We start from the raw sequence: 8,891 nt of genomic DNA on the forward strand, positions 1-8,891 counted from the left end.
CCGGCCTGCTCCCGCATCTCGGCGAGCCTGACGAGGGCGTTGGTGTTGCCGTGTTCGGCGGCTTGCCGGTACAGCTGTTCGGCGCTGCTCGGGTCGCCGGCCTGCTCCCGCATCTCGGCGAGCCTGACGAGGGCGTTGGTGTTGCCGTGTTCGGCGGCTTGCCGGTACAGCTGTTCGGCGCTGCTCGGGTCGCTGGCCTGCTCCCGCAGGTGGGCGAGGTTCATAAGGGCGTTGGTGTTGCCGTATTCGGCGGCCTGTTGGGCGAGGTCTTCGGCGCTGCTCGGGTCGCCGGCGTACTCCCGCGACCATACGAGGCTGACGAGGGCGTCGGTCTTGCCGTGGTTGGCGGCCTGTTGGGCGAGGTCTTCGGCGCCGCTTGGGTCGCCGGCCTGTTCCCGCATCTCGGCGAGCCTGACGAGGGCGTTGGTGTTGCCGTGTTCGGCGGCTTGCCGGTACAGCTGTTCGGCGCTGCTCGGGTCGCCGGCCTGCTCCCGCAGATCGGCGAGGCTGACGAGGGCGTTGGTGTTGCCTTGGTCTGCGGCCTGCTGGGCGAGGTCTTCGGCGCCGCTTGGGTCGCCGGCCTGTTCCCGCATCTCGGCGAGGCTGACTAGGGCGTGGGTGTTGCCGTGGTCGGCGGCTTGCCGGTACAGCTGTTCGGCGCTGCTCGGGTCGCCGGCCTGTTCCCGCAGGCGGGCGATGTTCATGAGGGCGTGGATGTTGCCGTGGTCGGCGGCTTGCCGGTACAGCTGTTCGGCGCCGCTCGGGTCGCCGGACCGCTCCCGAAGGTGGGCGAGGCTCATGAGAGCGTTGGTGGTGCCTTGGTCGGCGGCCTGTTGGGCGAAATCTTCGGCGCCGCTCGGGTCGCCGGACCGCTCCCGAAGGTGGGCGAGGCTGACGAGGGCTTTGGTGCTGCCTTGGTCGGCGGCTTGCCGGTACAGCTGTTCGGCGCCGCTCAGGTCGCCGGACCGCTCCCGCGACCAGACGAGCCTTGCGAGGGCGTGGGTGTTGCCGTGGTCGGCGGCTTGCCGGTACAGCTGTTCGGCGCCGCTCGGGTCGCCGGCCTGCTCCCGCAGATCGGCGAGGCTCATGAGGGCGTCGGTGCTGCCTTGGTCGGCGGCCTGCCGGTACAGCTGGGCGGCGCGGCGGTATCGGCCCCGCGCGCGGGCTTGGCCGCCGAGGGCGGTAAGCGCCGTTGGGTCGGTGAGTGTGACAGCGGCGTCCCAGAACGCTGCGGGCGGGAAGATCGCGGCGCGTTCGGTGCGGCCGAGTTGTTCGAGGTAGTCGGCAAGTCGGTAATGCGGTCTACCCGTGGCGGAGGGTTCGCCGGGGCGGGGACGGATACGGGTCAGGGGTCCGGGGACGCCGTGGCACGGTTTGGCGGTCTCGGCGAGGGCTTGTTCGAGCCAGTCGTCACCGGTTTGCTGCCATTCGTGATCGGACAGGTATCCGGCGCCGGCCTGCTCCAGGAAGTGGTGCGCGATAGGGATGGGGTGACCGAGGCGGCGGGCGTCCATGGCCGCTTCGATGAGGGCTTTCGCGGTGGCGGTGGCGGTGCGGTACCGGCGCACGAGTTCGGGCACTCCGGCAAGTTGTTGGGTGATGCGACCCTGATCGGCGTGCTCGGCGGCGCACCGCAGTCGCGGGTCATCTGTCGCGAGGTGCTGCAGGGTGGCCAGGTCGGTGGCGGTGAACTCGCGTGGGACGGCGATGTCGACGCTCTCGAGCAGGTCCCGGGCCTGCGCGTGCGGATCCGCAGCGCCGGGGTCCGGGCGGGTGGTCAGCGTGGTCCAGTACTCGTTCCACATCGTCCCGAGGATCAGCACCGGTGCCCGGCCGGGATCGCGCAGCACGCGGCGCAGACCGGCAGCGATCCGTTCACCGAGCGTCGGGTCGGTGGTGAGCAGGTAGTGCTGCGCCTCGTTGAGCCAGATCACCGTGTACGGGCCGACCTGGTCTAAGGCGGCTTCGGCCGCTTGTGGGCGCGTCGGGTCGTACGGGTGCCACAACCGCCACGGCTCGGGCAACGCCTGGATGGCTTCCCAACAGGCGCGGGTCTTGCCCGTCGACGACCCGCCCACGAGCATCGCGCAGCTGCTGTGCCCTGCCGCGACCGCGGCCACGACCCGCGCCAGCTTCCCGTCATGCGCGCGCGGCACGTACGGCGGCAGCGCAGGCAGCGCGTCCTGGCCGTCGATCGTGATGGCCCGGTGCACCTCCAAATCCAGCGCGGTGTACTCGCTGATCGGCCGCCCCAACCCGCCGGCGTTCCCAGCCGCCGACGCTGCCGAGGCCGAGCGGGTGCGGGGTCGCCCGACCCGGGAGGACTGTTTCGTCTGCCACGCCGCAGCGCGCAGCTGCTTCCACCACTGCAGCGGCTTCGCCGGATACCGATCTGCCGCAGTCGCCTGCAGATACTGCACCAGGAAGAGCACCTTGTCGTCGCTACTCGGTACGGAGATCCCGCCGAACCAGTCACTCAACGACTTCGCGTTGAGCTGGATCGGCGGCTGCTGCCGCCCGGCCTGGTGGATCAGCTGCCGGTGCGGCGGGCACCCTGCGGCCTCGTACAGGGCCTGCAACTCGGTGGCGAACCGGGCCGCCGGACCCACCTGACTCACCGCCCGGCCCCGGCGGGGCCGCCGGATCCGGACCAGATCCGGACCGGAACACATTTCACATAGCGTGACCTCGGCACTCCCGCACCGTAGCGGACGTCGCATCGCCGGAAAACGACCCGCCGCGCAGAACAGAACGTGCCAGCCGACCGGCTCGCTTGCTGTTCACTTCGACTCTGCGGGAGAACCACATGCCTACCCACAACAAGCCTGTGACACGCGCTCAAGTCGTGATCGCTGTTGTCCGCGGCGCCACTACCGGCCTGTTCCACGCGATCGCTGCCTGGCTGCTGGAGCACTACGCACACCAATGAGCCACGGCGACAGGGGAGGTGGCAACCTCTGCTGGTTCATCATGGCTCAAACGGTTGCAACCACGAACGGCACGGCATCGCGTTGAAGGCAGGACGTCACGGCGGCCGTCTGGGAGGCGACGGTGACCAGGATGAGCAGGCGCTGTGCACGGGATGCCCCGACGTACAGTACTCGTCGGTTCTCGCCGGGAGCGTCCTCGCTCCAGAGCCCTACCCCGTCGGGCAAGGCGGCGCGCTTCTGCGGCGAGGGGATCCCGACAGCGGTCACCGTGGCTTGGAGCCCTTTGAAGCCGTGGATCGTCGACCAGTCGAGAGCGTCGGGTTCATCCCTCAGCAGGACGGGCCACACGTCGCCGTTCGGGGAACGGAGGCCGCCAGTATTGATCCAGTTGTCCCACCCCAACGCCTTGATTCCATTGCGCATCTCGACACGGAAGACGCTTGGTGGGCCGTCGAATGGTGCGGTTCTGCATGCGAGCCGTAGGCAACCGTCCCGGAACGTGCGTGGGGTGAGCCCGACGGAGTCGAGGAACTCGGCGTCAGCGCGCACGCGGTCGTCGTCATGGCCGAGCCCACGGAGAATGCCTTCGATCGTCTGCATGGCCGTTGTGCGGGCCCGAGTGCTCGCGCGGAGATCTTGAAGGGTCGCTGCGGCTTGGGCGAGCTGGACGAGTCGGCCGCCGCCCTTGTCGCCCGGCGGTGAGGCGCCGGCGCACTCGCGGGCGTCCTTTTCGGCGTAGGCGAGCACCTTGATGTCCCCGGGGGCGAAGCCCATCGAACCGGCGACTTCGATGATCTTTAGGCGCGCGTGACTGAATCCGCTGACGGGCAGGACCACCACGGGGGACTGGTCGTCCTTCCACTTCCCGAGTGGGATATCGGTGCCGGCGCTGGCGCGCAAGCTGTTGACGACGGCGCAGATCGCCGGAGCGCTTCGGTAATTGCCGTCAAACCGAGTTCCTCTGGGGACCCGGCCGATGAGGCTTTTGACCGCCTCGATGGTGGAGCCGCGGAAGCCGTAGATAGATTGGTCGAGGTCGCCCACCATGACGGTTTCGATGCCACAGTCCAGCAGAAAGTTGATGAGGAAGATGTCGCTGCTGTCGCAGTCCTGTACCTCGTCAACGATGGCTGACCCGAACCGGGCGCTCATGAGCCGACCCAGGCGGGCCCGGTTGGTTGTATCGGTGAGGTAGTGCTCCATCAGCACCCGCGTCGCCGCGCAGTCCATCACCCCGTTGGCGAGGAACCGGCGCGCCAGGCGTGAGGCATTGGCGCTGGCCTTGTTCAGCTGCCAGTCGGGGAGGTTTGTCACGGTGCTGCGCTGGGCGTACGGAATCTTGTGGTTGACCAGCCGGGCGTTGCCGCCGTCATGGTCGAAGGCAAACCAGCCGAGCTGGAACTCCAGCGGTGCCCCCGCCACCCCGAACGCGGTGCCCTGGACGGCGTGCCACGAGTCCTTGAACGTGGGGACCGTGCCCGTCAATGCCTTGTACAGCGGCGTGACGATGAACCGGTTGATGAACCCGTCGATGGTGCCGACGAAGTTCGGTGACATGAGGAGGTCGGGCCGCTGGTCGCACCGCTGACGCGCCTCGTTGATGGCGGCGTTGGTGAACGACAACAGGGCGACGCCCTGGCGGGCGGGGACGCCGGGGCGCTGGATGAAGCGTTCGACGATGCTCTGGGTCTTCCCGGCGCCTGGGCACGCCGGGACGAAGACGCTGCCCGGCTTGTCGATGAGGGCGCGCTGTGCGGGTGAAAAGTTGATCTCGTCCATGTCGCCTACCGCATCGCCGACTGGATTGCCTGCGTGAGGTAGTCGGGGCATTGGAACGTGCGGCCGCTCTGGATCAGCTCGGCGACGTCGTGGGCGAACTCGCCCTTGCCGATGTACCGCTTGGTAGTGCGCAACTTGCGGTAGAAGACCTCCGCCGGGTTCGAGCCCGCCTGCAGCGTGTTCCAAAACTCGCCGGACCTGGGCTTCTGGCGCTTGAACGCGATCTCCAAGAGCGGGCCGTTGACGGCGAACGGGTTCATCAAGTCGGCCTCGAGCGTGAACTCGGCGGCGAACACGGCGAGGATCGAGGCGGCGCCCAGCTGGATGGCGATCTCTTCGAGCCGATCCTTTCGGCTGAGCGTGACCGCCGGCTCCTCCTTCGCCTCCGGCTCGTCGGCCTTGGGCTCATCGTCGAGATCGTCGTCTTGGGCGAGCTCGTCATCGGCGACGTCGGGATCTCCGTCGGTGATGACCACTAGCCGGTCGACGAGCCGAACGCCGTTGACCTCCTGTAAGAGCAGTTTGAGGTAGGGGCCGAAGTCGACACTGCCGATGTTGATGATCGACACGGCCCGAAATTCGCGGCACTTCGCGCCGTAGTTAGCCGCCGTCTTGTCGAGGACGCAGTGGCGTGCGAGCGGCGGCAGGATTACGGCCTCGGAGACCCCCTCGACGAGGATCGCGCGCCGAGTGAACAGCAGCTCGGCGCGGCTCACGTCGAGGTACTGGTCGATCTTGCGACGCTCCTCATCGGACAGGTCGATGTCGCACAGAGCGATCGCGGCCGTGCCACGCTGGATGCCCGTCGACGCCGCCTCGGCCTCCGCGGCCTCGGTCGTTTCCTCGATGGCCGGAACCCCCGCGGTAATCTCCTGGATGATCGGAGTCTCCTGGGTGCGCAGGACCACGATGTTGCGGATGCCCACAGCGCTGGCCAGGTTCGGCGAGTGGGTGGTGGCGACCACCTGAATGCGACCGGCCGGGCCCTCGGTGTCGTCGCGCAGCGACTTGGCGGCCTGCTCCTGCAAGTAGTCCAAAAGCACGGCCTGCAGCTGCGGGTGGAGGTGGGCCTCCGGTTCCTCCACCAGGAAGAGCGTGAGCTCGGCGTCTTGTGCGTTGCGCAGCTCGATGATGACCGACGCCATGTAGAGCAGGTTCGCGTAGCCGAGGCCAGAGTCCTCGATGTCGGCGAGGTCAACGCCGTGCTCGGCTATCTTCAGGCGCAGGCCCCGAGCGAGCCGTTGCAACCGGACGTCGCGAAAGCTGAGACCGATCACCTGTCCCCGGACTGGGTCGGTGAGATCGCTGACGTGTTCCTGCAGCCGCTTCTGGGTGCCGGTGATGACGTCGTGCTCTTCGAGCTTGCGCAGCCCGTCGATCGCCTGGTCGAGGAAGTCTGTACGGTCTGCTTCGCTCGTCAGGTACTTGATGATGAGTGCCATGCGGTTTCCGGTGGCGGAGTCCAGCTCACGCTTGGCGTCGCGCAACGGTGCCAGGTAGACGTGCCGGATCTGGTCGCGCTTTTCGGGTTCGGCGTCGGACCCGGCGGCCAGGCCGGCCAGGTTCTCTACCTTGGAACGCCGAGGTACGTCCACATCCGGACGGAACCTGGTCATGTAGTGCACCTTGTTGGTCCCGATGTCGAGCGCACCGATGTACTGGCCCTGCTGAAACCGCGTCAGGCCATCGAATACGCCCACGATCTCGATCGGCCCGTCCGCTCCGGTGGAGACGTCGTCGCTCTCCAAGTAACGGACCCGTCGTCCGCTCAGCGGCGCGGTCAGCAGTCGCATTGCGTCCACGATGTTGGACTTGCCCGAGTTGTTGTCGCCGACAAGCAGTGTCAGGCCTGGCTGGATCGTGACCTCGACGTTGCGGCACGAACGGAAATTCGTGAGTTGAAGGGCGGCCAGGTACATGCCGCTTCCCGTCGCCGACGTGCTCGGTGTAGTCGGTGCCGTGGACATGCGGGTGAAGACCTCTCGCCTGAATACAGGGGACTAATCTTGATCAGCCGCTTTGGTCACCGCCAGAGATTCGTGTGAGACAAACGGACAAGTCAGCTCATAGAGTGCCAGGATTCACGCTTTCGGGCGAGGACGGTCAGGCCAGCGGCGGGAACACTCCGCCAGTGGGAGGGCTGAGGCTGGCTCGGCTCGGTCCGTCACCGCCGGTCGGGGGGTCGGCCGTGCGCGGCGCGGATGAGGCCCATCGCCAAGATCCGTCGTACCGTGCAGGGATGATCAACTCGGGGACACTGCCGATCGACGACGCTCGTGAAGACCTTGCCACGGCGAACGTAGACGTCTTCCTTGCCGCGGTCCGTGACCGCGGCGGCGTGCTGGCCGGAGACCCGGGGCGTGACCCGGCAGCGGACCGGGACGGCCGCTTCGGCTGGGACCTGTCGATGGCCGACGGCTCGGTAGTGCGGCTGCTGATGCCCGGCGTCGAGCTGATCCGGGTGCGCGACGACCTGACCGCGGCCGGGAGCCCGTGTCTGTACGTCAACGGGTCGGCATGGTGGTGGGCCGCCGCCGTGGGACTAATCGCCAGTCCGGCGCGGTGGTCGGCGTCGCCGCGCCGCAGCGAGTCGGCGCCCTGATCGATCACGCCGGGGCTGAGGGACGTCCCGAATGGGCGGTCGATAACCGCGCGCCCTCAAAGGGTGGTCGGCACTTCCGAGGGCGTCCTGGGTCCCTGTTGACCGCGCTGTTGCAGGGACCGCCGCCAAGCGCACCCAGGCAGCCGGGCGCGGGCACGTCGCGCTAGCCCTTCACTCGGCAGCCCAGCAGCGGTCGATATTGGTTGTTATGTCAACCTAGGTTGACAGGCTGCTCGTGGGAGGGTTCTCCCGCTGCACCTCGAACGTGGCGATCGGCCGTTGGCACGACACGCAGTGCAGCGTGTGCCAGATAAGCCGCTCCACCTCGCCGACGAGCTGACGCGAGTGGTCGACGTGGCCCAGGCGGTCGGCGAGCCGATCAGCCGACGCCCAGAACCGTTCGTCGGCGAACTCCCGCTCGGCCACCAGGTGATGCGGGACCGGAGCTGTCATGCCGTCGATTCTTGCTCATGTGTCCCGGACTCGCCGCGGCGCCCGTTTATCCCGGCTTAGATACCTCTCCATCGCCGATCTCGCGGAAGTGCCGACCGGACAGCTCGTTCAAGAGGCGTACGTTGCCGGTACTCATCGCGCAGCGAATCGCCATGCCGTGCAGCGCATCGGCGGTGCGTGTGAGGTCCGCAGGCGTGTAGCCATCTGGCTGCCAACCCAGCGTCGCCATGCGCTCGCTAGGCAAGCGCACCTGTCCGGCGGTCCGGAACGCCAGCCGAGACATGTCGTCCACCTGCTCGTCGTCGGTGTCAACTTGACTTCTGAGAAGCCAGTGGACGAGCGTCGAACTGGGCCGCGCACGGCCCTACCCTGACGGTCTTCAGCGTTCCGACCGGGTGTGGTGATCGGGTGTGCCCTAGTTCCACAGCCGACGCAGCCAGGCCACCGGCTGGCTCACTCGGCCCGTGTAATACCGGAAGCGAGGCGAAGTTCCGAAGGCGTCCAGGTCTTCGTTGACCATCATCTCGTTGCGATCCTCGCCCTGCCCGGAGGCAGGGCGCAGCTTCTTAGGCTTTGCCCGGGCGGACGGCACGATGCAGTTGCGATCCTCGCCCTGCCCGAAGGCAGGGCGCAGCCCCAGCAGCCTGCCGTACTTGTCCAGGCACGTCGACTCGTTGCGATCCTCGTCCGACCCGGAGGCAGGGCGCAGCCGTCGAAGGCGCGGAACATCGCGGCGCGGTTGCGCTTGTTGCGATCCTCGCCCGGCCCGGAGGCAGGGCGCAACTGTGCGGCTCAAACTCGCCCATCTCGTCCTTGTTGGCGTTGCGATCCTCGCCCGGTCTCCTGTCCGGGCGCAGAGCGGCGGTCCGCAGCAGTCCTTCGTCGGTGGCTTTGTTGCGATCCTCGCTCGGCCCGAAGACCGAGCGCAGCACCAAGCACGGCGGGTTCGCCGCGAAGGAGTACCCGTTGCGATCCTCGCCCGGCCCGGAGGCAGGGCGCAGCGCTCGTCGACTGATCGACGTACCGCTGTGACTCCACGGAGTTGCGATCCTCGCCCGGCCCGGAGGCAGGGCGCAGCACCCGATGATTAACCTTCCGCGGCCGAAGGTGCCGTTGCGATCCTCGCC

The 8,891-nt window shown here is 67.8% G+C and carries 8 protein-coding genes; 2 read left to right on the forward strand and 6 right to left on the reverse strand.

Features of this window, described 5'->3' with window-relative positions; translation table 11 throughout:
- The 3 genes from ACIBO8_RS10375 to ACIBO8_RS10385 form a co-directional block, all read right to left on the reverse strand.
- On the reverse strand, positions 1 to 2,672 hold a 2,672-nt coding region (locus tag ACIBO8_RS10375; protein WP_396114862.1), incomplete at its 3' end, for a tetratricopeptide repeat protein.
- Positions 2,673 to 2,975: 303 nt separating this feature from the next.
- Entirely contained in the window at positions 2,976 to 4,709 is a 1,734-nt protein-coding gene (locus ACIBO8_RS10380; protein ID WP_396114863.1) for a UvrD-helicase domain-containing protein, read from the reverse strand.
- 5 nt (positions 4,710 to 4,714) lie between these two features.
- On the reverse strand, positions 4,715 to 6,628 hold the full coding sequence (locus ACIBO8_RS10385) for an ATP-dependent nuclease (RefSeq protein ID WP_396114864.1): 1,914 nt from the start codon (positions 6,626 to 6,628) through the stop codon (positions 4,715 to 4,717).
- A 320-nt stretch (positions 6,629 to 6,948) separates the two neighbouring features.
- On the opposite strand from ACIBO8_RS10385, the gene ACIBO8_RS10390 reads away from it, so the two are divergent.
- On the forward strand, positions 6,949 to 7,311 hold the full coding sequence (locus tag ACIBO8_RS10390) for a hypothetical protein (RefSeq protein ID WP_396114865.1): 363 nt from the start codon (positions 6,949 to 6,951) through the stop codon (positions 7,309 to 7,311).
- A gap of 216 nt (positions 7,312 to 7,527) precedes the next feature.
- Here the strand turns inward: ACIBO8_RS10390 and ACIBO8_RS10395 are convergent, their stop codons facing one another.
- The 3 genes from ACIBO8_RS10395 to ACIBO8_RS10405 all read right to left on the reverse strand — a co-directional run bounded on the left by ACIBO8_RS10395 (position 7,528) and on the right by ACIBO8_RS10405 (position 8,560).
- Positions 7,528 to 7,764 (reverse strand): hypothetical protein, encoded by a 237-nt coding sequence (locus ACIBO8_RS10395; RefSeq protein ID WP_396114866.1) that lies wholly within the window; start codon positions 7,762 to 7,764, stop codon positions 7,528 to 7,530.
- A gap of 46 nt (positions 7,765 to 7,810) precedes the next feature.
- A complete protein-coding gene (locus tag ACIBO8_RS10400) occupies positions 7,811 to 8,047 on the reverse strand; it encodes a hypothetical protein (protein WP_396114867.1) in 237 nt (78 codons plus the stop codon).
- Positions 8,048 to 8,179: 132 nt separating this feature from the next.
- Entirely contained in the window at positions 8,180 to 8,560 is a 381-nt protein-coding gene (locus ACIBO8_RS10405; protein ID WP_396114868.1) for a hypothetical protein, read from the reverse strand.
- A gap of 89 nt (positions 8,561 to 8,649) precedes the next feature.
- Between ACIBO8_RS10405 and ACIBO8_RS10410 the strand changes: the two genes are divergently transcribed.
- Positions 8,650 to 8,796 carry a hypothetical protein gene (locus ACIBO8_RS10410; RefSeq protein ID WP_396114869.1) on the forward strand — a complete coding sequence of 49 codons (147 nt, stop codon included), beginning with the start codon at positions 8,650 to 8,652 and terminating at the stop codon, positions 8,794 to 8,796.
- The last annotated feature ends 95 nt before the right edge of the window (positions 8,797 to 8,891 follow it).

Origin of the sequence: Actinoplanes sp. NPDC049681, from assembly GCF_044465265.1 — a bacterium.
GTDB lineage: Bacteria > Actinomycetota > Actinomycetes > Mycobacteriales > Micromonosporaceae > Actinoplanes.

Bases quoted from the DNA above. Each gene is read 5' to 3' on its own strand.
- ACIBO8_RS10385 (WP_396114864.1), bottom strand. From the start codon at position 6,628: ATGTACCTGGCCGCCCTTCAACTCACGAATTTCCGTTCGTGCCGCAAC.
- ACIBO8_RS10400 (WP_396114867.1), bottom strand. From the start codon at position 8,047: ATGTCTCGGCTGGCGTTCCGGACCGCCGGACAGGTGCGCTTGCCTAGC.
- ACIBO8_RS10395 (WP_396114866.1), bottom strand. From the start codon at position 7,764: ATGACAGCTCCGGTCCCGCATCACCTGGTGGCCGAGCGGGAGTTCGCC.
- ACIBO8_RS10390 (WP_396114865.1), top strand. From the start codon at position 6,949: ATGATCAACTCGGGGACACTGCCGATCGACGACGCTCGTGAAGACCTT.
- ACIBO8_RS10380 (WP_396114863.1), bottom strand. From the start codon at position 4,709: ATGGACGAGATCAACTTTTCACCCGCACAGCGCGCCCTCATCGACAAG.